The 23,739-nt window shown below is 66.3% G+C and carries 23 protein-coding genes; 8 read left to right on the top strand and 15 right to left on the bottom strand.

Features of this window, described 5'->3' with window-relative positions:
- Window positions 1-76: 76 nt before the first annotated feature.
- Entirely contained in the window at window positions 77-1,468 is a 1,392-nt protein-coding gene (gene gabP / locus ACV22V_RS27255) for a GABA permease (RefSeq protein ID WP_223964186.1), read from the top strand.
- A 166-nt stretch (window positions 1,469-1,634) separates the two neighbouring features.
- Here gabP and ychF read toward each other — a convergent pair whose 3' ends face one another.
- Window positions 1,635-2,729, bottom strand: a complete 1,095-nt coding sequence (gene ychF / locus ACV22V_RS27260; protein ID WP_059532716.1) for a redox-regulated ATPase YchF — start codon at window positions 2,727-2,729, stop codon at window positions 1,635-1,637.
- A gap of 247 nt (window positions 2,730-2,976) precedes the next feature.
- Here ychF and ACV22V_RS27265 point away from each other — a divergent pair, with 247 nt between their 5' ends.
- The 4 genes from ACV22V_RS27265 to ACV22V_RS27280 all read left to right on the top strand — a co-directional run bounded on the left by ACV22V_RS27265 (window position 2,977) and on the right by ACV22V_RS27280 (window position 7,633).
- Window positions 2,977-4,155, top strand: a complete 1,179-nt coding sequence (locus ACV22V_RS27265; protein WP_448016057.1) for a UbiH/UbiF family hydroxylase — start codon at window positions 2,977-2,979, stop codon at window positions 4,153-4,155.
- Window positions 4,156-4,245: 90 nt separating this feature from the next.
- Window positions 4,246-4,974, top strand: coding sequence for a DsbC family protein (locus ACV22V_RS27270; protein ID WP_448016058.1), 729 nt, complete (start codon window positions 4,246-4,248; stop codon window positions 4,972-4,974).
- Between the two features lie 115 nt (window positions 4,975-5,089).
- The gene (locus ACV22V_RS27275) at window positions 5,090-6,889 is read left to right on the top strand and encodes a M61 family metallopeptidase (protein ID WP_223964182.1); all 1,800 of its coding nucleotides are present in this window, start codon (window positions 5,090-5,092) and stop codon (window positions 6,887-6,889) included.
- Between the two features lie 147 nt (window positions 6,890-7,036).
- Window positions 7,037-7,633, top strand: coding sequence for an FMN-dependent NADH-azoreductase (locus tag ACV22V_RS27280; RefSeq protein WP_448016059.1), 597 nt, complete (start codon window positions 7,037-7,039; stop codon window positions 7,631-7,633).
- A 117-nt stretch (window positions 7,634-7,750) separates the two neighbouring features.
- On the opposite strand, the gene ACV22V_RS27285 is transcribed toward ACV22V_RS27280, so the two are convergent.
- From ACV22V_RS27285 to rpe, 8 genes are all read right to left on the bottom strand, one after another.
- Window positions 7,751-8,647, bottom strand: a complete 897-nt coding sequence (locus ACV22V_RS27285) for a uracil-DNA glycosylase (RefSeq protein WP_223964178.1) — start codon at window positions 8,645-8,647, stop codon at window positions 7,751-7,753.
- Between the two features lie 13 nt (window positions 8,648-8,660).
- Window positions 8,661-9,287: a CYTH domain-containing protein gene (locus ACV22V_RS27290; RefSeq protein WP_059532704.1), complete on the bottom strand. Its 627-nt coding sequence runs from the start codon at window positions 9,285-9,287 to the stop codon at window positions 8,661-8,663.
- Window positions 9,287-10,072 (bottom strand): indole-3-glycerol phosphate synthase TrpC, encoded by a 786-nt coding sequence (gene trpC / locus ACV22V_RS27295; protein WP_448016060.1) that lies wholly within the window; start codon window positions 10,070-10,072, stop codon window positions 9,287-9,289. Before trpC ends, ACV22V_RS27290 begins: the two co-directional genes overlap by 1 nt.
- A 29-nt stretch (window positions 10,073-10,101) precedes the next feature.
- On the bottom strand, window positions 10,102-11,133 hold the full coding sequence (gene trpD / locus ACV22V_RS27300) for an anthranilate phosphoribosyltransferase (protein ID WP_448016061.1): 1,032 nt from the start codon (window positions 11,131-11,133) through the stop codon (window positions 10,102-10,104).
- Between the two features lie 13 nt (window positions 11,134-11,146).
- Window positions 11,147-11,746, bottom strand: a complete 600-nt coding sequence (locus ACV22V_RS27305; protein ID WP_059532695.1) for an aminodeoxychorismate/anthranilate synthase component II — start codon at window positions 11,744-11,746, stop codon at window positions 11,147-11,149.
- A 13-nt stretch (window positions 11,747-11,759) separates the two neighbouring features.
- Complete coding sequence (gene trpE, locus ACV22V_RS27310; RefSeq protein ID WP_223964081.1) at window positions 11,760-13,253, bottom strand: anthranilate synthase component I; 1,494 nt, start codon at window positions 13,251-13,253, stop codon at window positions 11,760-11,762.
- A 358-nt stretch (window positions 13,254-13,611) separates the two neighbouring features.
- A complete protein-coding gene (locus ACV22V_RS27315; protein WP_448016062.1) occupies window positions 13,612-14,367 on the bottom strand; it encodes a phosphoglycolate phosphatase in 756 nt (251 codons plus the stop codon).
- A gap of 4 nt (window positions 14,368-14,371) precedes the next feature.
- Window positions 14,372-15,058 carry a ribulose-phosphate 3-epimerase gene (gene rpe, locus ACV22V_RS27320; RefSeq protein ID WP_006482066.1) on the bottom strand — a complete coding sequence of 229 codons (687 nt, stop codon included), beginning with the start codon at window positions 15,056-15,058 and terminating at the stop codon, window positions 14,372-14,374.
- Between the two features lie 177 nt (window positions 15,059-15,235).
- Between rpe and apaG the strand changes: the two genes are divergently transcribed.
- Window positions 15,236-15,610 (top strand): Co2+/Mg2+ efflux protein ApaG, encoded by a 375-nt coding sequence (gene apaG, locus ACV22V_RS27325; protein ID WP_448016063.1) that lies wholly within the window; start codon window positions 15,236-15,238, stop codon window positions 15,608-15,610.
- Window positions 15,611-15,624: 14 nt separating this feature from the next.
- Here apaG and ACV22V_RS27330 read toward each other — a convergent pair whose 3' ends face one another.
- Window positions 15,625-15,768 (bottom strand): hypothetical protein, encoded by a 144-nt coding sequence (locus ACV22V_RS27330; protein WP_006758475.1) that lies wholly within the window; start codon window positions 15,766-15,768, stop codon window positions 15,625-15,627.
- Window positions 15,769-15,796: 28 nt separating this feature from the next.
- On the opposite strand from ACV22V_RS27330, the gene mltA reads away from it, so the two are divergent.
- On the top strand, window positions 15,797-16,921 hold the full coding sequence (gene mltA / locus ACV22V_RS27335; RefSeq protein ID WP_244135304.1) for a murein transglycosylase A: 1,125 nt from the start codon (window positions 15,797-15,799) through the stop codon (window positions 16,919-16,921).
- 138 nt (window positions 16,922-17,059) lie between these two features.
- Here mltA and paaK read toward each other — a convergent pair whose 3' ends face one another.
- From paaK to paaN, 5 genes are all read right to left on the bottom strand, one after another.
- On the bottom strand, window positions 17,060-18,358 hold the full coding sequence (paaK, locus tag ACV22V_RS27340) for a phenylacetate--CoA ligase PaaK (RefSeq protein ID WP_448016064.1): 1,299 nt from the start codon (window positions 18,356-18,358) through the stop codon (window positions 17,060-17,062).
- Window positions 18,359-18,396: 38 nt separating this feature from the next.
- The gene (gene paaI, locus ACV22V_RS27345) at window positions 18,397-18,849 is read right to left on the bottom strand and encodes a hydroxyphenylacetyl-CoA thioesterase PaaI (protein WP_448016065.1); all 453 of its coding nucleotides are present in this window, start codon (window positions 18,847-18,849) and stop codon (window positions 18,397-18,399) included.
- Window position 18,850: 1 nt separating this feature from the next.
- Window positions 18,851-19,642: a 2-(1,2-epoxy-1,2-dihydrophenyl)acetyl-CoA isomerase PaaG gene (paaG, locus tag ACV22V_RS27350; RefSeq protein WP_059532681.1), complete on the bottom strand. Its 792-nt coding sequence runs from the start codon at window positions 19,640-19,642 to the stop codon at window positions 18,851-18,853.
- A 45-nt stretch (window positions 19,643-19,687) separates the two neighbouring features.
- Complete coding sequence (gene pcaF, locus ACV22V_RS27355) at window positions 19,688-20,890, bottom strand: 3-oxoadipyl-CoA thiolase (protein ID WP_448016066.1); 1,203 nt, start codon at window positions 20,888-20,890, stop codon at window positions 19,688-19,690.
- Between the two features lie 87 nt (window positions 20,891-20,977).
- Window positions 20,978-22,684, bottom strand: a complete 1,707-nt coding sequence (gene paaN / locus ACV22V_RS27360) for a phenylacetic acid degradation protein PaaN (protein ID WP_448016067.1) — start codon at window positions 22,682-22,684, stop codon at window positions 20,978-20,980.
- A 129-nt stretch (window positions 22,685-22,813) separates the two neighbouring features.
- On the opposite strand from paaN, the gene ACV22V_RS27365 reads away from it, so the two are divergent.
- Window positions 22,814-23,590, top strand: coding sequence for an enoyl-CoA hydratase (locus ACV22V_RS27365; RefSeq protein ID WP_059532675.1), 777 nt, complete (start codon window positions 22,814-22,816; stop codon window positions 23,588-23,590).
- Window positions 23,591-23,739: the final 149 nt, after the last annotated feature.

A 23,739-nucleotide genomic window follows, 5' to 3' on the forward strand; every position in this document is an offset into this window, starting at 1 on the left:
ATTCAACAACGACAAATCCCGCGCCGCCTTCACGCGACACCCGGTCGTATCGGAACCGTTTTTTGGAGAGAGACACATGAGTGGAAGCAACACAGGCCTCGGCACGGGTCTGAAGCAGCGTCACGTGACGATGATGTCGATTGCCGGCGTCATCGGCGCCGGCTTGTTCGTCGGCTCCGGCCACGCGATCGCGGAAGCCGGCCCGGCTTCGATCCTCGCGTATGCGATCGCGGGCGTCCTGGTCGTGCTGGTGATGCGCATGCTCGGCGAGATGGCCGTCGCGCATCCGGACAGCGGTTCGTTCTCGACCTATGCCGATCGCGCGATCGGTCACTGGGCCGGCTTCACCATCGGCTGGCTGTACTGGTGGTTCTGGGTGCTCGTGATCCCGATCGAGGCGACGGCCGCCGCGACCATTCTCAATGCGTGGTTCCCCGGCGTCGCGACCTGGATCTTCGCGCTCGGCATCACGTTGCTGCTGACGATCACCAACCTCTTCTCGGTCAAGAACTACGGCGAATTCGAATTCTGGTTCGCGCTGATCAAGGTCGTCGCGATCGTCGTGTTCCTGTGCATCGGCGGCGCGGCGATCGTCGGTATCGTGCCCGCGCCGGCCGTATCGGGCGTGTCGAACCTCTTCGCGCACCAGGGCTTCATGCCCAACGGCGCCGGCGCGGTGCTCGCGGCGATGCTGACGACGATGTTCTCGTTCCTCGGCACCGAGATCGTGACGATCGCGGCCGCCGAGTCGGACAACCCGCAACGCCAGATCGTGCGTGCGACGAACTCCGTCATCTGGCGTATCACGCTGTTTTATCTCGGCTCGATCCTCGTCGTCGCGGCCATCGTGCCGTGGAACGATCCGCTGCTGCCGAAGCACGGCTCGTATCAGCGTGCGATGGAGTTGATCGGCGTTCCGAACGCGAAGGCGATCATCGACGTGATCGTGCTCGTGTCGGTCGCGAGCTGCCTGAATTCCGCGCTGTACACCGCGTCGCGGATGCTGTTCTCGCTGTCCAAGCGCAAGGACGCGCCCGCGTTCCTGCACAGCACCGATTCGACCGGCACGCCGCGTGCGGCCGTGCTCGCATCGACCGCATTCGGTTTTCTGACCGTGATCGCGAACTACCTGATGCCGGAGCAGGTATTCGGCTTCCTGCTGGCGACGTCGGGCGCGATCGCGCTGCTCGTGTATCTCGTGATCGCGATCTCGCAGCTGCGGATGCGCAAGACGCTCGAATCGGGCGGCGCCGACCTGACGCTGCGGATGTGGCTGTTCCCGTGGCTTACGTGGGCGGTGATCCTGTTCATCTGCGGCACGCTGACCGTGATGTTCGTCAGCGAGGAACACCGGATGGAAGTCGGTGCGACGGCCGTGCTCGCGCTGCTCGTGCTGTTTGCTTCGTGGTTGAACAAGCGCGGTCGCGATGCGCGCGCAGGAGCGGGGCGGCGGGTGTCGGCGACGTGATGACGTGACGATCCGAAGGCGGGCAGGGTGCTCGCCTTGGGTCGACGGGTAAGTCCGTGAATGAAAAATGGGCCGATTGGCATTTGCCGATCGGCCCATTTGCTTTTCGTGCCGGATGCGCGTCGCGCGATGCCGCGCGTATCGCACGGCATCGGCATTGCACGTATCAGACGTTGAACAGGAAGTTCATCACATCGCCGTCGTGCACGACGTATTCCTTCCCTTCCGCGCGCATCTTGCCGGCTTCCTTCGCACCCTGTTCGCCCTTGTACGCGACGAAATCGTCGAATGCGATCGTCTGTGCGCGAATGAAGCCGCGCTCGAAATCGGTGTGGATCACGCCGGCCGCTTGCGGCGCGGTATCGCCGATGTGGATCGTCCACGCGCGCACTTCCTTCACGCCCGCGGTGAAGTAGGTCTGCAGGCCGAGCAGCTTGAAGCCCGCGCGGATCACGCGGTCGAGGCCCGGCTCTTCCATGCCCATATCGGCGAGGAACGCTTCCTTGTCCGCATCGTCGAGATCGGCGATTTCCGCTTCGATCGCCGCGCACACCGCGACCACCGGCGAATTCTCGCTTTCAGCGTACTTGCGCACCGCTTCGAGGTGCGGGTTGTTCTCGAAGCCGTCGTCCTTCACGTTCGCGACGTACATGGCCGGCTTCGCGGTGATCAGGCAGAACGGCTTGAGCAGCGCCTGCTCGTCGTCCGACAGATCGAGGCCGCGCACGGCCTTGCCCTGGTCGAGATGCGCGCGAACCTTTTCGAGCACCGCGGCGAGCTTCACCGCTTCCTTGTCGTTGCCCGACTTCGCGGCCTTCGAGTAGCGCGTGAGCGCCTTCTCGACGGTGCCGAGGTCGGCGAGCGCGAGTTCGGTGTTGATCACTTCGATGTCGTCGATCGGGCTGACCTTGCCGGCGACGTGGATGACGTTGTCGTCCTCGAAGCAACGCACGACGTGCGTGATCGCATCGGTTTCGCGGATGTTCGCGAGGAACTGGTTGCCGAGGCCTTCACCCTTGCTCGCGCCCGCGACGAGGCCCGCGATGTCGACGAATTCGACGACGGCCGGCACGATGCGCTCGGGGTTGATGATCTCGGCGAGCGCCTTCAGGCGCGTGTCCGGCACCTCGACGATGCCGACGTTCGGTTCGATCGTGCAGAACGGGTAGTTCTCGGCGGCGATGCCGGCCTTGGTCAGCGCATTGAACAGGGTGGACTTGCCGACGTTGGGCAAGCCGACGATGCCGCATTTGAGACTCATGGAATCCTTCGGACGGGTAAGGCGGCGCGGCCGGACAGGGCACGGCGGCGCGGGAAAATAGGGACGGCCGGCGCGTGGGGCGCGGCGGGCCGACGTTCAAAGGCGCTATTGTACCGTGCCGACGCCCCGGTTTCCGGCCTTCCCCCGAATGCCCGATGCGACGGGCCGCCGCGCTGCCGGGCCGGCCCGCGATTATGCTGATTTCCCGCAAAGTCCGGCCGCGTAAGGGATTGGCCCCGCAGCTATAATGCCCGCCATGACTGCCCACCACACCTTCGACGTCGCCGTGGTCGGCGGCGGGCTCGTCGGCAAGACGGCCGCGCTCGCGCTGACCCAGTCCGGCTACAAGACCGCCTTGCTCGCCCAGCCGGCCACGCCGCGCCCCGCCGATCTCGCGTTCGACACGCGCATCTACGCGCTGTCGTCCAGCTCGCAGGCATTGCTGGAGCGGCTGCGGGTCTGGCAGGCGCTCGACCATGGCCGGCTCGCGCCGGTCTACGACATGCGCGTATACGGCGATGCGCACGCGGAACTGCATTTCTCCGCGTACCAGGCTTCCGTGCCGCAACTCGCCTGGATCGCCGAATCGTCGCTGATCGAGACGTCGCTCGACGCCGCGCTGCGGTTCCAGCCGAACCTCACGTGGTTCGATGCGCGCGCGCAGGGCTTCGACGTGCGCGACGACGCAGCGGTGCTCACGCTGTCGTCGGGCCAGGTGCTCGAAGTGGACCTCGTGGTCGGCGCGGACGGCGCGCATTCGTGGGTGCGCTCCCAAATGGGGGCCAAGGTCGAGCGGCGCGATTACCGGCAGACGGGCGTCGTCGCGAACTTCAAGGCGTCGCTGCCGCACCGCGAGACGGCCTGCCAGTGGTTTCACGAAGGCGAGATCATCGCGTTGCTGCCGCTGCCCGACGGTCACGTATCGCTCGTGTGGTCCGCGCACACCGCGCACGCGGACGAACTGCTCACGCTCGATCCCGCGCAGCTCGCGGCCGAAGTCGAGCGTGTGTCGCACGGCCAGGTCGGCGCGCTCGAATGCGTGACGCCGGCGGCCGGCTTCCCGCTCGCGCTGCAGACCGTCGACAAGCTGATCGCCCCGCGTGTCGCGCTCGTCGGCGATGCCGCACACCTGATTCACCCGCTCGCGGGGCAGGGGATGAACCTCGGGCTGCGCGACGTCGCGGCGCTCGCCGATGCGATCGCGAACAAGGAGAGCTTCCGCAACCTCGGGGACACGGTGCTGCTGCGCCGCTACGAGCGTTCGCGCCGCGAGGACATCCGCGCGCTGATGGTCGCGACCGACGGGCTGCAGCGGCTGTTCGCGGTGCCTGGCGCCCTTGCGAAGGCGGTGCGCAACGCGGGCATGGCGTTCGTCGGTGCGCAACCGCTCGTGAAGCGCTGGCTCGTGTCGGCCGCGCTCGGCTGATCGAACCTTCGCGCCTTCGGCCTGTCGGACTGGGTTCCGTTACGGCGTACACTGTGACGTGCACTCCGATTGAGCTGAAGGAACTACAGGATGAAAAAAACGATCCGCATCGCATCGCTGGCGCTGGCCGTCACGATGGCGACGCTCGGCTGCACCGCGCAGGCCGACCAGACCACCGACAAGCTGAAAGCCACGCTGCAAGCGCGACTCGGCAACGACGCACCGATCAAGAGCGTGTCGAAATCGCCGGTCGCGGGCCTGTACGAAGTGAACCTCGGCACGCAGATCATCTATAGCGATGCCGCTGGCGACTACGTGCTGCTCGGCGATCTCGTCGACACCAAGACGCACAAGAACCTGACCGACGCGCGCCTGTCCGACCTCAACAAGATCGACTTCGCGAGCCTGCCGTTCTCGAACGCGATCAAGGTCGTCAAGGGCAACGGCGCACGCAAGATCGCGGTGTTCTCCGATCCGAACTGCCCGTACTGCAAGCGCCTCGAGACGACGCTGCAGTCGATCGACAACGTGACCGTCTACACGTTCCTGTACCCGGTTTTGTCGCCCGATTCGACCGCGAAGTCGAAGGCGATCTGGTGCGCGACCGACCGCGCGAAATCCTGGGAAGGCTGGATGCTCGACCATCGCGTGCCGACCGGCGCCGGCACCTGCGACACGACCGCGCTCGACAAGAACCTCGCGCTCGGCCGCGGGATGAACGTCACCGGCACGCCGACGATCTTCCTGCCCGACGGCCGCCGCCTGCCGGGCGCGGTGTCGGCCGATCAGCTGAACCAGGCGCTCGCGTCGAGCAAGTAACCGACCGACACGCCGGGCCGCATGGCCCGGCCAGCGAGGGGCGCCCGCGACATCAGCCGGCGCCTCTCTTCGTTTCCGCCGCCGTATTCCGTCCGATTTTCGTCCGAATCCCACGATGACCCAGCCGATCCGTTATTCGATTGCCCCGAAAGATCTTGCCGCGCACCTGTTCGAAGTGTCGGTGACGGTCGCCGATCCCGATCCCGAAGGCCAGCGCTTCTCGCTGCCGGTGTGGATTCCGGGCAGCTACCTCGTGCGCGAATTCGCGCGCAACATCGTGACGCTCGCCGCATTCAACGACGCGGGCCGCAAGGTGCGGATCGCGAAAACCGACAAGAACACGTGGCAGGCCGCGCCGGTGAACGGCGCGCTGACGCTTCGCTACGACGTGTACGCGTGGGACCTGTCGGTCCGCTCCGCGTATCTCGACGAATCGGGCGGCTTCTTCAATGCCACGGCCGTGTTCCTGAGCGTTGCCGGCCGCGAGGATGCGCCGTGCGAGGTCGACATCGCGAAACCGGCGGGCCCGGCGTTCCGCGCGTGGCGCGTCGGTACGTCGTTGCCCGAGGCGCGCGGCACCCGGCGCTACGGGTTCGGCGCGTACCGCGCGTCGAACTACGACGAACTCACCGACCATCCGGTGACGATCGGTGAATTCGCGCTGGCGACGTTCGACGCGCACGGCGTGCCGCACGACATCGTGATCGCCGGGCGCGTGACGCAGCTCGACATGGAGCGGCTGCGCGCCGACCTGAAGCGCGTGTGCGAGGCGCAGATCGCGCTGTTCGAGCCGAAATCGAAGAAGGCGCCGATGGACCGCTACGTGTTCATGACGCTCGCGGTCAGCGACGGCTACGGCGGCCTCGAGCACCGTGCGTCGACCGCGCTGATCTGCAACCGCACCGATCTGCCGGTGAAGGGCCGGCCGGAAACGACGGAAGGCTATCGCACGTACCTCGGCCTGTGCAGCCACGAGTATTTCCATACGTGGAACGTGAAGCGCATCAAGCCGGCCGCGTTCGTGCCGTACGACCTCGCGCGGGAAAACTACACGTCGCTGTTGTGGCTGTTCGAGGGCTTCACGTCGTATTACGACGATCTGATGCTCGTGCGCAGCGGGCTGATGTCGCAGGACGAATATTTCGCGGCGCTCGGCCGTACCGTCGGCGGCGTGCTGCGCGGCACGGGGCGGCTGAAGCAGAGCGTCGCGGAAAGCTCGTTCGACGCGTGGATCAAGTACTACCGCCAGGACGAGAACGCGACCAACGCGATCGTCAGCTACTACACGAAGGGTTCGCTCGTCGCGCTCGCGTTCGATCTCGCGATCCGCGCGCAGACGCGCAATCGCAAGTCGCTCGACGACGTGATGCGCTTGCTGTGGCAACGCTACGGACGCGAGTTCTATCGCGGCAAGCAGGCGGGCGTCGAGGAAAACGAGGTCGAGACGCTGATCGAGGAAGCGACGGGCGTCGCGCTCGGCCGGCTGTTCGCCGACGCCGTGCACGGCACGCGCGACCTGCCGCTCGCCGACCTGCTCGCGCCATTCGGCGTGACGCTCGCGCCCGAGGTCGCGCCTGGCGCGGCTGCGAAGCCGACGATCGGCGCGCGCCTGCGCGGCGGCGCGGACTGCACGCTGGCGGCGGTTTACGAAGGCGGCGGTGCGCATCGCGCGGGGCTGTCGGCCGGCGACACGCTGATCGCGCTCGACGGGCTGCGCGTCACCGGCACGAACCTCGATACGCTGCTCGCACGCTACCGTCCGGGCGACAAGGTCGAGGTGCACGCATTCCGCCGCGACGAGCTGCGGACCGCGAAGCTGAAGCTCGACGGCCCGGAAGTCGCGCGCTACCGGCTGACGGCGGCCGCCAAGCCGGCTGCCGCGCACAAGGCCCGGGAAGCCTGGCTGAAGGGCTGAGCATGCGCGAGCGGGTTTCGGGGCGCGATCAGTGATTGTTCTGCTGTTGCAACAATCCGTCGCCTTGAGCCCGCTTTTTCGCGACCATGCGGCCACGCACAATGGCGTCACTCGCGCTACCGAAGCGCAACCAAACCGGAGCCTGACATGACGACCATTCTGCAAATCAATTCCGCGGCGCGCTCGCAAGGTGCGCAATCCACGCTGCTGGCCAACGAACTGACGGCAAAGCTGCAACAATCGAACCCGGGCGCGAACGTCGTGGTTCGCGACCTGCTGGCCGACGCGCTGCCGCACCTCGACGAATCGGTGCTCGGCGCATTCTTCACGCCGGCCGACCAGCGCAGCGTGGAACAGAATGCGATCGTCGCGAAGAGCGATGCACTGATCGCCGAATTGCAGGCTGCCGACATCATCGTGATCGGCGCACCGATGTACAACTTCGGTGTCTCGTCGCAACTGAAGACGTATTTCGACTGGATCGCCCGCGCAGGCGTCACGTTCCGCTACACCGAGAACGGCCCGGAAGGCCTGGTCAAGGGCAAGAAGGTTCACGTGGTGACGGCGCGCGGCGGCAAGTACCTGGGTACGCCGAACGACAGCCAGACGCCGTTCCTGCGCACGTTCCTCGGCTTCATCGGCTTGACGGACGTGAGCTTCATCCACGCGGAAGGCCTGAATCTCGGGCCGGATGCGCAAAGCGCCGCGCTTGCCGGCGCCCGCGAAGCGATCGCTGCCGCGTAAGGCCGATGCGGGTGCGTTGCACCCGCTGCGTCGCCAGATAAAAAAACGCCGCGTCCCGAAAGGGGCGCGGCGTTTTCGCATGATGCAGACGAAAGCGGGAAGCTGAACGCGGAACGGCTACGCGAGCGTTTCGGCCACCTCCGGCAGGCGCCAGTCGATCGGCTCGCGACCCGCCTCGACCAGATAGTCGTTCGCGAGCGCGAAGTGGCGGCAACCGAGGAAGCCGCGGTGCGCGGACAGCGGCGACGGATGCGGCGCCTCGAGCACGCAATGCGCGCTCGCATCGAATAGCGCGCGCTTCGCCTGCGCATGCGCGCCCCACAGCATGAACACGAGGCCGCGATGGCGGCTGGCGAGTTCGCGGATCAGCGTGTCCGTGCATTGCTCCCAGCCGCGCCTCGCGTGGCTCGCGGCCGCGCCACGCTCGACCGTCAGCACGGTGTTGAGCAGCAGCACGCCCTGACGTGCCCAGGTATCGAGGCAGCCGTGACGCGGTGTGTCGTGGCCGAAATTCGCGGCGATTTCCTTGAAGATGTTGCGCAGCGACGGCGGCGTGCGCACGGCCGGCGGCACCGAGAAAGCCAGGCCATGCGCCTGCGGTGTGCCGCGGTCGTCGCCGTGGTACGGATCCTGGCCGAGGATCACGATTTTCACGTCGTCCGGGCTCGTCAGGCGCAGCGCGCGGAACACGTCGGTCGGGTAGACGGTCTTGCCGGCCGCGCGTTCGTCGTCGACGAAGCGGCACAGCGGTGCATACGCGTCGCTGTCGGTGAAGGGTTTCAGCACGTCGCGCCAGACGGCCGGCAGCGCGTCGAACTGCGCGGCGAGGTGGGGGACGTGCGCGGCAGCGGGCTGCGGGGCCGCGGCAGCCGGGGCGGTTGCCGCGGCCTTCCTTGCGGGCTTGCGTCCGGCCGCGGGTGCCGGGGCGGAAACATCGTCCTGCGCCGTTTCCGGCACGGGATCGTCGAACAGCGACGCCTGTTGCGGCGTGCGGAGAGTCTTGCGGGTTGCCATGCGTGATGCGGGTTTATTGCGCGCGCAGCCGGTAGCCGCGCTGCGCCTTGCTGATGTTTTCGGGGGCGAGGCCCGGCAGCGCTTGCTGCAGTTCGGCGGCAAGTGTCGCGAGCGCCGCTTCCGGGCCGTCGATCAGTTCGAGTTCGATTTCGCTGATCGGTTCGCGGCGCGTATCGTTTTCCGCCTGGACGACGATCTCGCCGACGTCCACCGCGGCCTCGACGGTTGCGCCGCCGATTGCGATGCGCCACAGCGTACGCGAAAAATCCGTCCGGAACAGCGCGTGCAGCGCCGGCGCGGCGTCGCGCAGCGCGGCGGCAGCGTTCGGCACGTCGCACGCGGCGACGAGCGCATCGATTTCGAGCGCATCGCCGGCGACGGGCAACTCCCATTCATGGCGGCGATGCAGGCCGGCTTCCGCGCTGCCGACCGTCTTGAACGTCTGCAGCCAGCCATGCGGCGTGCGGCGCACGCGCACCGCGCTCTTCGAACGGGCCAGCGCTAGATCGGGCGTGTCGTAGTAGACGTTCGCGAGCGCGATGACATCGCCGGCTTCGCCGGTCAGCGTCTCGAAAAAGCGCCGCGCCGCATCGGCCTCGCCGGCCGGCAGCGCGAGCTTGATTTCCTTTTCGATCGCCATCAGAAGAACATCCGCGCGAGTTCCTCGCCCGGCTGATCGGCGCGCATGAACGCCTCGCCGACGAGGAACGCATTCACGTTCGCCGCGCGCATCGTGTCGACGTCGGTGCGCGACTGGATGCCCGACTCCGTCACGACCATGCGGTCCGCCGGAATCATGTCGAGCATGTCGAGCGTGGTCTGGATCGTCGTCTCGAACGTGCGCAGGTTGCGGTTGTTGATGCCGAGCAGCGGTGTCTTCAGCGTCAGCGCCTGTTCCATCTCGTCGCGGTCGTGAACTTCGACCAGCACCGCGAGGCCGAGCGAGTGCGCATACGCCTCGAGGTCCTGCATCAGCGGCGTGTCGAGTGCGGCGGCGATCAGCAGGATCGCGTCGGCGCCCATCGCGCGCGCTTCGAGGATCTGGTACGCATCGACGATGAAGTCCTTGCGCAGCACCGGCAGCGTGCAGGCGGCGCGCGCTTCCTCGAGATAGCGGACGCTGCCCTGGAAGAATTGCTCGTCGGTCAGCACCGACAGGCACGCGGCGCCGTGAGCCGCATACGAGCGCGCGATGTCGGCCGGCACGAAATGCTCGCGCAGCACGCCCTTCGACGGGCTCGCCTTCTTCACTTCGGCGATCACCGCCGCGTTGCCGGCCGCCTGCTTCGCGCGCAGCGCGCCGACGAAGTCGCGCAGGTCGCGCGTCGATGCGTCCAGTTTCAGTGCCTCGAGCGGCGTGCTGCGCATGGCCGCCGCGACTTCGTCGCGCTTGACGGCGATGATTCGGTCGAGAATGTCGCTCATGTGGGTTCCTGCTTGATTCGTAAAGGGAGTCAGCGCGTGAACTGCTGCGTGAAACGCACGAGTTCGTCGACTTTCGCGCGCGCCTTGCCGCTCGCGATCGCTTCGCGGGCGAGCTGGATGCCGTCCGCGATCGATTCGGCGATATTGGCCGCATAGAGCGCGGTGCCCGCGTTCAGCGTGACGATCTCGCGTGCGACGCCCGGCTGGTTGTCCAGTGCGCCGAGCAGCATCGTGCGCGATTCCTCGGCATTTTCCACCTTCAGCGTGCGGTTCGACACCATCTGCAGGCCGAAGTCCTCCGGATGGATCTCGTATTCGTGCACCTCGCCGTCGCGCAATTCGCCGACGAGCGTCGCGGCGCCGAGCGACACTTCATCCATCCCGTCCTTGCCGTACACGACCAGCACGTGCTGCGCGCCGAGGCGCTGCATCACGCGCACCTGGATGCCGACCAGATCGGGGTGGAACACGCCCATCAGCTGGTTCGGCGCGCCGGCCGGATTGGTCAGCGGGCCGAGAATGTTGAAGATCGTCCGCACGCCGAGCTCGCGGCGCACGGCCGCGATGTTCTTCATTGCTGGATGATGGTTCGGCGCGAACATGAAGCCCATGCCGGTTTCGGCGATCGACGCGGCAACCTGGTCGGGCTGCAGGTCGATGTTCACGCCGAGCGCCTCGAGCACGTCGGCGCTGCCGGACTTGCTCGACACGCCGCGGTTGCCGTGCTTCGCGACCTTCGCACCGGCCGCGGCCGTGATGAACATCGACGCGGTCGAGATGTTGAACGTGTGTGCGCCGTCGCCGCCCGTGCCGACGATGTCGACGAAGTTCGAGTTGTCCTGCACTTCGACGTGGTTCGCGAATTCGCGCATCACGGTCGCGGCGGCGGCGATCTCGCCGATCGTCTCCTTCTTCACGCGCAGCCCGGTGATGATCGCGGCCGCCATCACGGGCGACATGTCGCCGCGCATGATGAGCCGCATCAGGTGCAGCATCTCGTCGTGGAAGATCTCGCGGTGTTCGATCGTGCGTTGCAGCGCTTCCTGCGGGGTAATCGTCATCGTGTGTCTCCCGTCAGGCTGCCGGCGCGGTCGCGCGGGCCGTTGCGCGATTCTGCTTCAAGAAATTCTCGAGCAGCGCGTGGCCGTGCTCGGAGAGGATCGATTCCGGGTGGAACTGCACGCCTTCGATCGGCAGCGTCTTGTGACGCACGCCCATGATCTCGCCGTCGTCGGTCCAAGCGGACACCTCGAGGCAGTCGGGCAGCGATTCGCGTTCGATCGCGAGCGAATGGTAGCGGGTGACGTCGAAATGCTTCGGCAGATCGGCGAACACGCCGCGGCAGTCGGTTTCGATCCGGCTCACCTTGCCGTGCATGATGGTCTTCGCGCGCACGACGCGACCGCCGAAGGCTTCGCCGATCGCCTGATGGCCGAGGCAGACGCCGAGGATCGGTTTCTTGCCCGCGAATTCGCGCAGCACGTCGAGCGTGATGCCCGCGTGCTGCGGGTTGCTCGGGCCGGGCGACAGGCAGATGGTGTCGGGGTTCAGGCGCGCGATCTCGTCGAGCGTGATTTCGTCGTTGCGATACGTGCGCACGTCCTCGCCCAGTTCGCCGAAGTACTGGACCAGGTTGTAGGTGAACGAGTCGTAGTTGTCGATCATGAGCAGCATGGTCAGTCTCCGGTCAGAAGTCGCTATCGAGGCCGTCCTGGACCTGTTCGGCCGCACGCAGCACCGCGCGCGCCTTGTTTTCGGTCTCTTGCCATTCGGATTCGGGCACCGAGTCCGCGACGACGCCGGCCGCCGCTTGCACGTACAGGTTGCCGTTGTGGATCAGGCCCGTGCGGATCGCGATCGCGAGATCCATCTCGCCCGAGAACGACAGGTAGCCGACGGCGCCGCCGTACAGCCCGCGCTTGATCGGCTCGAGCTCGTCGATCAGTTCCATCGCGCGCACCTTCGGCGCGCCGGACAGCGTGCCGGCCGGGAACGTCGCGCGCAGCACGTCGTAGTTCGTCATGCCGGGCTTCAGCTTGCCTTCGACCGAGCTGACGATGTGCTGCACGTGCGAGTACTTCTCGATCACCATCTTGTCGGTCACCTGCACCGAGCCGATCTCCGCGATGCGGCCGACGTCGTTGCGCGCGAGGTCGATCAGCATCACGTGCTCGGCGATTTCCTTCGGATCGTTCAGCAGTTCGGTCGCGAGTTCCGCGTCGCGCTCGGGCGTGTTGCCGCGCGGACGCGTGCCGGCCAGCGGACGGATCGTGACGATCTGGTCGTCGCCGCGCTTTTCCTGGCGCACCAGGATTTCCGGCGACGCGCCGACCACGTGGAAATCGCCGAAGTTGTAGTAATACATGTACGGCGACGGATTCAGCGAACGCAGCGCGCGATACAGCGACAGCGGATTGTCGCGGTACGGCTTCGTCAGCCGCTGGCCGACCTGGATCTGCATCAGTTCGCCGGCCGCGATGTATTCCTTCGCCTGGCGCACGGCGGCCAGATAGTCTTCCTTCTTGAACTCGCGGAACGTCTCGGTGCGCACGCTCGCCGACGTCACCGGCGGCTGCACGGTCGTGCGCAGGCGCTGCTTCAGTTCGCGCAGGCGCTGCTTTGCTTTCGTATAAGCCTCGGGCTGGGCCGGATCCGCATAGATGATCAGGTAGAGCTTGCCGGCGAGGTTGTCGATCACCGCGACTTCCTCGGTGAGCAGCAGCTGGATGTCGGGCAGGCCGAGATCGTCGCGCGGCGCGGTGTTCGCGAGCTTCTTCTCGATGTAGCGCACCGCGTCGTAGCCGAAATAGCCGGCGAGGCCGCCGCAGAAGCGCGGCAGGCCCGGGCGCTGCGCGACCTTGAAGCGCGCCTGGAACGACTCGATGAATTCGAACGGGTCGCCGTCGTGCGTCTCGACGACCTGGCCGTCGCGCACCACTTCGGACACGCCGTTGTGGGTGCGCACCAGCGTGCGAGCGGGCAGGCCGATGAACGAATAGCGGCCGAAGCGTTCGCCGCCGACCACCGACTCGAGCAGGAACGAGTTGGCGCCCGCGCGTTCAGGCTGGGCCAGCTTCAGGTAGAGGGACAGCGGCGTTTCGAGGTCGGCGAGCGCTTCCGCGATCAGCGGGATGCGGTTGTAGCCTTCGTTCGCCAGCGATTGGAATTCGAGTTCGGTCATGTTCCGGTCCTGTTCGGGACGAGCGGCGGAGTGCGCCAGGGATCACTTGACGCTGCGCGGGCTGCCGTCGGCGAAAGGGCGGTCGATCGAGAAGTGCCTGTTGCCGGCCGGCACTCCGGGCGTGAACGTCGCGAGCCTGCGGCCGGTCCTGAACGCAAGCGTTCGGACGCGGTAGAACTCGAGGTGGTGCGACGATCGGCGCGCGGATGCGCAGCGAGATAAAAAACGGCGCTGAAGACGTGCCTCAGCGTACCTCATCGAAGAGGTTAGCGCGACCAGCGACGCCAGGGCCAGGCTCCCCGGTCGATGCTGCTCAGACTCCGTTTTTTATTCAGAAACATGCGGATGGAAGAAATAATCAGATGGTTGGCCGGCCGGCGTTGTGCGCGGTAATCGCGCGGGCCGCGACCAGCAACGAATCGACTATACCATCCGAATTTATCGTTTGTATAGCTTTGCCGTGGTTGTAGCCGTACGGCACCGTCAGCGTCGCCATCCCCGCCGCGCGGCCCGCCAGCGCGTCGTTTTCCGAGTCGCCGATCGCGACGGCGGCGTGCGGCGCGACGCCGAGCGCGTCGCATGCCGTCAGCATCGGTAGCGGATCGGGTTTCTTGCGCGCGACGCTGTCACCGCCGAGCACGACGCCGAAGCGATCGATCAACCCGTATTGCTCGAGCAGCTCGACCGCGAAGCGGTGCGGCTTGTTCGTCACGCACGCGAGCCGGATGCCGGCTGCGCGCAGCGCGTCGAGGCCGGTTGCGACGTCCGGATAGAGGCGCGTGTGGCGGCCGTTGATCTTCGCGTATTCGGTCTGGTAGATCGCGAGCGCGTCGTCGAAGCGCGCGTGCGCCTCGTCGGGCGCGAAGCGCGGCTTCAGCACGCTCTGGATCAGGTGCTCGGAGCCCTTGCCGACGTAGCCGATCACCTCGTCGCGCGACGTGGCCGGCGCACCGAGCTGCGCGAGCATCCCGTTCAGCCCGGCCGTGAAATCGTCGGCCGTGTCGACCATCGTGCCGTCGAGGTCGATCAGTGCCGCGTCGATGCGCGGCCTCGCGAAACGGATCGTGCCGTCGGCTGCGGCCGGTGCCTGACCGGCCAGCGAGGAATCGGCCACGGCGTCAGCTCCGTTCGACGGTGGCGAGCGCGGCGCGCATCTCGTCGATCACCTTGCGGTAGTCGGGCTTGCCGAAGATCGCCGAACCCGCGACGAAGGTGTCCGCGCCGGCCGCCGCGATTTCCGCGATGTTGTCGGCCTTCACGCCGCCGTCCACCTCGAGCAGAATCTCGCGGCCGGTGCGCTCGGTGTATGCGTCGATGCGGGCGCGTGCTTCGCGCAGCTTGTTCAGCGTTTCCGGAATGAACGACTGGCCGCCGAAGCCCGGGTTCACTGACATCAGCAGCACGAAGTCGAGGCGATCCATTACGTGATCGAGATAGTTCAGCGGCGTCGCCGGGTTGAACACGAGGCCGGCCTTGCAGCCGTGATCGCGGATCAGCGACAGCGTGCGGTCGATGTGGTCGGAGCCTTCCGGGTGGAAGCTGATCAGGTTCGCGCCGGCTTTCGCGAAATCGGGCACGATCCGGTCGACCGGGCGCACCATCAGATGCACGTCGATCGGCACCTGCACGTGCGGGCGGATCGCCTCACAGACGAGCGGGCCGATCGTGAGGTTCGGCACATAATGGTTGTCCATCACGTCGAAGTGAATCCAGTCGGCGCCGGCGGCGACCACGTTGCGGACTTCTTCGCCGAGCCGTGCAAAGTCGGCCGACAGGATGCTGGGAGCGATGCGGAATTGAGTCATGACAGGGGAGCGGGGACGCTGCGGCGCAAAACCGCCATTCTACCGTCCGGCGACCCGGTGCGCGGCGACGGGCCGTGCGGTTGCGGCCCGATTCCGCATAGAATGCCGAACCAGTGCGGCGCGCCCGCGGCCCCGCCGCTCGAGTTGGCGCGGGCGGTTACCTACAGCGGAAACACCATGAGTCAGTATCAGTTCACCGTTTCGGTGAAAACCAGCTACTTGCCGGAACAATCCGACCCCGATCGACGTCAATACGCATTCGCGTACACGCTGACCATCCGCAATACCGGGCAGGTCGCGGCGCAGCTGATCGCGCGTCACTGGATCATTACGGACAGCGAAAACCACGTGCAGGAAGTGAAGGGGCTCGGCGTCGTCGGGCACCAGCCGCTGCTGCAGCCGGGCGAGCAGTTCGAATACACGAGCTGGGCCGTGATCGCGACGCCGGTCGGCACGATGCGTGGCGCGTACTTCTGCGTGGCGAAGGACGGCGAGCGGTTCGACGCGCCGGTCGACGAGTTCGCGCTGCACATGCCGCGCACGCTGCATTGAGCGTGCGGGGCCGGTCAGCGCGGCTGGCGGTCGTTGCCGCGGGCGTGCTTCTTCCTGCCCGACGACGTCCACACGACGATGAAGATCAGCAGGGCAAGCGCTACGAAAGCCTCGAGCGCGAAGATGAGCATCGGATATTGGTCGAGAAAATCTGACATGGCGGTTTCCATCAAGAACGAACATTGTATGTGGTTTGGGCCCCGGGCGGCCGGCTGGGTTGCGGCGGTCGCGACGGCAGCGCTGCTTGCCGCGTGCGGCGGCGCGCCGACGCGGACGTCGGCGCTCAAGCCGCCGACCGGCGCGGCAATCGTGCCGGGACAGGTTGCCGCGAAGCGGCTCACGCCGGTGGCGTGGCAGCAGGTGCCGGGGTGGCAGGACGATTCGCTGATCGGCGCGACGGCCGCGCTGCGGCAGAACTGCGCGCGGCTCGCGCGCCAGCCGGCATGGCAGCGCGCCTGCGCGGCTGCCGATCGCCTCGACGAGCTCGACGTCGGCAGCGCGCGTGCATTCTTCGAAACGTATTTCACGCCGTTTCAGCTGGCGAACACCGACGGCACGCTCGACGGGCTCGTGACCGGCTATTACGAGCCGCTGCTGCACGGCTCCCGCGTGCGTCGCGGCCCTTACCAGTACGCGCTCTACCGCTGGCCGGCCGGCTATCGCGCCGGTGCCGCGCTGCCCGCTCGCGCGCAGCTCGAGCGGGCAGGCATCCTGAACGGCAACGAACTCGTGTGGGTCGACGATCCGATCGAGGCGTTCTTCCTGCAGGTGCAGGGTTCAGGGCGCGTGCTGCTCGACGATGGTTCGGTGATGCGGGTCGGCTTCGGCGGCACCAATAACCAGCCGTATCGCTCGATCGGCAAGTGGCTGCTCGATCGCGGCGAGCTGACGCCCGCACAGGCGACGATGCAGGGCATCAAGGCGTGGGCGAAGGCGAACCCGACTCGCGTGGACGCGTTGCTCGACACGAATCCGCGATTCGTGTTCTTCCGCGACATGCCGACCAAGGAAGATGCACCGCACGGCGGCGCGGACGGCCCGATCGGCGCACTTGGCGTGCCGCTCACGGCGGAGCGGTCGATCGCGGTCGATCCGTCGTCGATCCCGCTCGGCACGCCGGTATTCCTGCAGACCACGCGTCCGCTGACGAATACGCCGATGAACCGGCTCGTGTTCGCACAGGACACGGGTTCCGCGATCAAGGGCGGCGTGCGGGCCGACTATTTCTGGGGGCTGGGCGACGACGCCGGCGACCAGGCCGGACGGATGAAGCAGATCGGCCGGATGTGGCTGCTGTTCCCGAATTCGTGATGCGCGGTGGCGCCGGCGTATTCGTGTAGCCGGGCATGAAAGCGAAACAGCCCGATCGGCATTGGCCGGTCGGGTTGTTTTTTTGCCGCGCGATTGTTGTTGCGGGCGGCGGTCGGGTATGGGGGAGATTGGCGCGAATCAGCCCTTGCGCTTGTCGATCACGCGGCGCGCCTTGCCGACCGAACGCTCGATTCCGTTCACGGGCAGCACGTTGATCACGGCGGTCACGCCGATTAGCGACTTGATGTCGTGCGCGAGCGCTTGTCTCGCCGCATGGATTGCCGCCGTGTCGGGGGCAGTGTCCGGGCACGGCTCGACGTTGAGCGTCAGCACGTCGAGCGGACCTTCCTTCGTCAGCACGATCTGATAGTGCGGCGCGAGCGCACGCTGTTTCAGCAACTGCTCTTCGATTTGCGTCGGGAAGACGTTGACGCCCCGCACGATCATCATGTCGTCCGAGCGCCCGGTGATCTTTTCCATCCGGCGCATCGTGCGGGCGGTGCCGGGCAGCAGACGCGTGAGGTCGCGCGTACGGTAGCGGATGATCGGCAGCGCTTCCTTCGTCAGCGACGTGAAGACCAGCTCGCCGAGTTCGCCGTCCGGCAACACTTCGCCGGTGTCGGGGTCGATGATTTCCGGATAGAAGTAGTCTTCCCAGATGGTCGGGCCATCCTTGGTCTCGACGCATTCCGATGCGACGCCGGGGCCCATCACTTCGGACAGCCCATAGATGTCGACCGCGTCGATGCCCATCCGCTGCTCGATGGCCACGCGCATGTCGTTGGTCCACGGCTCAGCGCCGAAGATGCCGATGCGCAGCGAGCTTTGTGCGGGATCGAGGCCCTGGCGCTCGATCTCGTCGGCGATCGACAGCATGTAGCTCGGCGTCACCATGATGATGTCGGGCCGGAAATCCTGGATCAGCTGCACCTGTTTTTCGGTCTGGCCGCCGCCGAACGGGATCACGGTCAGGCCCGCACGCTCGGCGCCGTAGTGTGCGCCGAGCCCGCCGGTGAACAGGCCGTATCCATAACTGACGTGAACCTTGTCGCCACGCCGCGCACCGGCCGCGCGGATCGAGCGCGCGACGAGATTGGCCCACGTGTCGATGTCGCGCGCCGTATAGCCGACGACGGTCGGCTTGCCGGTCGTGCCCGACGACGCGTGAATGCGCGAGATCTGGTCCTGCGGCACCGCGAACATTCCGAACGGGTAGCTGTCGCGGAGGTCGCTCTTGGTCGTGAACGGGAAGCGCGACAGATCCGTGAGCGTTTTCAGGTCGTCGGGATGCACGCCCGCTTCGTCTAATTTGCGGCGATAGACGGGGGAGTGGTCATACGCATGCCGGAGCGACCACTTCAGGCGTTCGAGCTGCAGTGCGGTCAGTTCGTCGCGTGAGGCGGTCTCGATCGGCTCGAGCGGTAGCGGGGTAGTCATGCCTGTCTCCAGTGATTGTTATGAGCGAGCCGTGGACGTCAATGCTCTTCCGGCAGCACCGTGCCCTTGATCTGGGCCGATTTTCCCCGAAACATCGCGACGGTTTCGCCTGTCTGGTTCGTGACGCGGATGTCGTAGATGCCGTACCGGCCGCTGCGCGTCTGCTCGATCGCTTCGGCCGTCAGCAGGTCGTGACCGTATACGGGTCGCAGATATTCGATCGAGCAGCCAGCCGCAACGGTATTCAGGTTGTACGAGTTGCACGCGAACGCGAACGTCGAATCGGCGAGCGTGAAGATGATGCCGCCGTGGCAGGTCTGATGTCCGTTCAGGAATTCCGGCCGTACGCGCATCTGCAGACGAGCGTAGCCGGCGCGCACTTCGGCGATCTCCATGCCGAACGCGCGGCTGCAGGCGTCCGCGTCGTACATGGCCCGTGCCGTCGCGCGGGCGAGCGCGTCGGGGTCGAGCGTGTCGTTGACGGTGGTCATGTCAACGCCCCTCGAAGCGCGGGGCACGCTTCTCGATGAACGCCTTCACGCCTTCCGCGTAGTCGTACGACTGGCCGAGCTTGCGCTGCAGGTCGCGTTCGAGGTCGAGCTGCTGGTCGAGCGTGTTCGTGACGCTGTCGCGCATCGATTGCTTGATCGAGGCGATCGCGAGCGTCGGTTGCTGCGCGAGCTGATTGGCGAGCTGACGGACCGACGCGGCGAGCGCATCGTCGTCGACCGCACGCCAGATCAAGCCCCATTGTTCGGCCTGTTCGGCGCCGAGCTTGTCGCCGGTCAAGGCGAGCCCCAGCGCGCGTGCCATGCCGACGCGTTGCGGCAGGAACCATGTTCCGCCGGAATCGGGCACGAGCCCGATCTTGACGAAGGCCTGGATGAAGCTGCTCGAGCGTGCTGCGAAGACGATGTCGCAGGCGAGCGCGAGATTCGCGCCGGCGCCGGCCGCCGTACCGTTGACGGCGGCGATTACCGGAACCGGCATGCGTTGCAGGCGACGAATCAGCGGATTGAAATGCTCGTCGATCAGCGTGCCGAGGTCAGTGGACGCGCCGGGCGTGAAGTCGAGATCGGCCAGATCCTGGCCTGCGCAAAAGCCGCGCCCCGCACCCGTCAGGATCAGCGCTCGTGCGCCGGCCGTTTCGACTTCATCGAGCGCAGATTGCAGTTCGCGGTGCATCGCGCGCGTGAAGCTGTTCAGCTTGTCCGGGCGGTTGAGGGTGATCGTGGCCACGCGGGCAGTCTGATCGATATCGAGCTGGATCGCCTCATATGACATGCAGTGTCTCCTTCATGACTTCGTTATAGGCGCGCGGCGCGTCGGTTACACGCGCTCGATGGCGATCGCGATGCCCTGGCCGACGCCGATGCACATCGTACAGAGCGCAAACCGGCCGCCCGTACGCTCGAGTTGGTGAAGCGCCGTGGTCACGAGCCGAGCGCCCGATGCGCCGAGCGGGTGGCCGAGCGCGATCGCACCGCCGTTCGGGTTCACGCGCGGATCGTCGTCGGCGACGCCGAGCATGCGCAACACCGCGAGACCTTGCGAGGCGAACGCTTCGTTCAGCTCGATCACGTCGAACTGGTCGATCGTCATGCCGAGCTGGCGCAACAGTTTCTGCGTGGCCGGCGCCGGTCCGATCCCCATCACGCGCGGTTCGACGCCGGCGGTTGCCATGCCGACGACGCGTGCGCGGCGGCGCAGCCCATATTGATCGGCAGCTTCCGCGTTGGCGAGCAGCAGTGCGCATGCGCCGTCGTTGACACCCGACGCGTTGCCGGCCGTCACCGACCCGTCAGGTCGCACGACGCCCTTCAGCTTCGCGAGCGCTTCGAGAGACGTTTCGCGCGGATGTTCGTCGCGCGATACGACGAGCGCGTCGCCTTTCTTCTGCGGAATCGTCACCGGGACGATTTCTTCGGCGAGCGTGCCGTCTTGCTGCGCACGTGCGGCCTTTTGCTGGCTGCGCAGCGCGAACAGGTCCTGGTCGGCACGGCTGATGTCGTAGTCGACAGCGACGTTCTCGGCCGTCTCCGGCATCGAATCGACGCCGTATTGCTGTTTCATCAGCGGATTGACGAAACGCCAGCCGATCGTCGTGTCGTAGATGTCGGCCTGGCGCGCGAATGCGCTGGCGGCCTTGCCCATCACGAAGGGCGCGCGCGTCATGCTTTCGACACCGCCCGCGATCATCAAGCGGGCCTCGCCCGCCTTGATCGCGCGCGCTGCGGTGCCGACGGCGTCCATGCCCGAGCCGCACAGCCGGTTCAGCGTCGTACCCGGCACGGCGGTCGGCAGGCCCGCGAGCAGCGCGGACATGCGCGCGACGTTGCGGTTGTCCTCGCCGGCCTGGTTTGCGCAGCCGTAGATGACGTCGTCGATCGCCGACCAGTCGACGTTGCGGTTGCGTTCGATCAGCGCCTTGAGCGGCACCGCGCCGAGATCGTCGGCACGAACGTCTTTCAGGGCGCCGCCGTAGCGGCCGATGGGGGTGCGAATCGCGTCGCAGATGTAGGCGTCGGTCATGGGGATGTCGATGTGCAACGAACCCGCCGGTTGGCGGATTCGTTCATGGTAGAGAACGTGATGGCGTTTGCACGTCGGCCATTCGGGTTATGCCGTCTGGCCGGCTTCCGCAGGTACTGCCTTCGGCGCAACATGGACGCGGCTTTGCACCACACGGAACCGGTTGGCGACGAACGCCGGATCGGCGAGCGCCGCGTTGGCGGCCGGGTTCGCGCCGGTGCCGTGGAAGTCGGAGAATGCGGCCGACTGGTTGACGAACACGCCGCCCGTCAGGTTGATCGACAGCGCGACGCCGCCTCGCACCGCTGCATCGTGCGCAGCGTCGAGGACCTTGTCGTCGGTGCTGTAGACGGAGAGCGTCAGTGCGCCATGTTCCGCGGCGATTTCGCCGGCGAGATCGAGCGACTGCGCGGTCGAGTCGGTCGCGATCACGAACGAGATCGGGCCGAACCACTCCTGCGTGAATTTCGCGCGGTCGGCCACGTCGAGCTGCAGCACGAGCGGCGTACGCACGCGAGCATCGGCGAACGTCGGATGCTGGAGCGTCTGGCTGTCGGCGAGCACACGACCGAGCTTGCGGGCGTCGTCGATGCGCGCGGCCACGCCGTCGTTCTGGATCGCGCCGATCAGTTCGACCGAGCGAGCCGGGTCGCCGGTCAGTTTCTGCACGGAGACGGCGATCGCCTGGGCGACTTCGTCGAAGCTTGCATGGCCGTCCGCCGTCCGGATGCCGTCGCGCGGCACGTAGATGTTCTGCGGTGCCGTGCACATCTGGCCGGAGTACAGCGCCAGCGAGAACGCGATGTTTTTGGCCGCGGCCTTCAGGTCGTCGGTCGAGTCGATCACGATCTGGTTGACACCGGCCTTCTCGGTATACACCTGTGCCTGATGGGCATGGCGTTCGAGCCACGTGCCGTTTTGCGTGCTGCCCGTGAAGTCGATCAGCTTGATTTCAGGACGCAGCGCGAGGTCTTGCACGAGGGTGCCGTCGTTCGGCTCGGTCGCGAGGAGCGTAACGACGTTCGGATCGAAACCGGCTTCGCGCAGCACGTCGCGGGCGATGCGGACCGTGATCGCGAGCGGCAGGATCGCGCCCGGATGAGGTTTGACGATCACCGTGTTGCCGGTCGCCAGGTCGGCGAACAGACCGGGGTAGCCGTTCCAGGTCGGGAACGTGCAGCAGCCGAGCACGAGGCCGGTGCCGCGCGGGACGATCGTATAACGCTTGTGCATCGCGAGAGGCGGGTTCTTGCCTTGCGGCTTCTCCCAGTGTGCATCTGCGGGGATGCGGCGCAACTCGTCCCAGGCGTAGGCGACCGCTTCGAGCGCACGATCCTGCGCGTGCGGGCCGCCGGCCTGGAACGCCATCATGAACGCCTGGCCCGTCGTGTGCATCACGCTGTAGGCAATCTCGAAGCTTGCGCGATTCAGCCGTGCGAGGATTTCGAGACTGACGCCGATCCAGGCGCTCGGGCCGGCTTCGCGCCATGCACGCTGGGCATTAGCGGCCGCGGCAATCAGTTCGTCGGGTGTCGATTTCGGATAGCGGATGCCCAGCGCGATCCCGTACGGCGACTGCTCAGCGCCGACGGTTCCAGCGGACGCCGGCTGGTCGAGCACGAACGTGTTGCCGAGGTGTGCCGTGAACGCCGCTTCGCCATCGGCGTTGGCGCTTTCCCCGTACACTTTGGGACTCGGCATTTCCGCGAACGGGCTCCAGTACCCGCGGCTCTCGATGGCGGCGAGGGCGTGTTTCAGCGTGTCTTCGTGCTTCGTGAACAGTGCATGGGTCATGACGGCGGCCTGATGGACGTAGGGAAGGGTTGGATCGATTAATTAACCGACCGGTTGGTCGGAGAATGGTAGCATCAAACTATTCGCATGTGCGAGGCGTTTCTCATTTCATTGATCGAGGAGAAATAGATGTCTTACGAGAACATCCTGGTGGAGACCCGGGGGCGAGTCGGGCTGATCACGCTGAACCGTCCGAAGGCGCTGAATGCGCTGAACGATGCGCTGATGGATGAATTGGGTGCTGCGCTGAAAGCGTTCGACGCAGACGACGCGATCGGCGCGATCGTCGTGACGGGGAGCGAAAAGGCGTTCGCGGCGGGGGCCGACATCGGCATGATGGCGACCTATTCCTATATGGATGTTTATCGCGGCGACTACATCACCCGTAACTGGGAGACCGTCCGCGAGATCCGCAAGCCGATCATTGCTGCCGTGGCGGGCTTTGCGCTTGGCGGCGGCTGTGAGCTCGCGATGATGTGCGACATCATCTTCGCAGCGGATACGGCCAAGTTCGGCCAGCCCGAGATCAAGCTGGGCGTGATGCCGGGCGCAGGCGGCACGCAGCGTCTGCCGCGCGCGGTGTCCAAGGCGAAGGCGATGGACATGTGCCTGACGGCGCGTTTCATGGACGCGGCCGAGGCGGAACGGGCAGGGCTCGTATCGCGCGTGCTGCCGGCCGACAAACTGCTCGACGAAGCGATTGCCGCAGCGACGACGATTGCCGAGTTTTCACTGCCAGCTGTCATGATGGTCAAGGAGTCGGTGAATCGCGCGTACGAGACGACGCTGGCCGAAGGTGTCCACTTCGAGCGTCGACTGTTCCATTCGCTGTTCGCGACCGAAGATCAGAAGGAAGGGATGGCGGCATTCGTCGAGAAGCGGAAGCCGGTATTCAAGAACCGCTGATTTGGCGGCGGCTGGGTGGGGCTGGTGAGCGAGGGTGTCGGTCGCCAGCGTGATCGCCCGGTGCCGTGAACCCGAAGCCCCCGTGCGCGGCAGCGCACGAGGGCTTTTTCAAAATATTTTCACAAAGGGGTTGCGGAGACCGGGGCGGG

The organism is Burkholderia sp. AW33-5 (assembly GCF_053427615.1).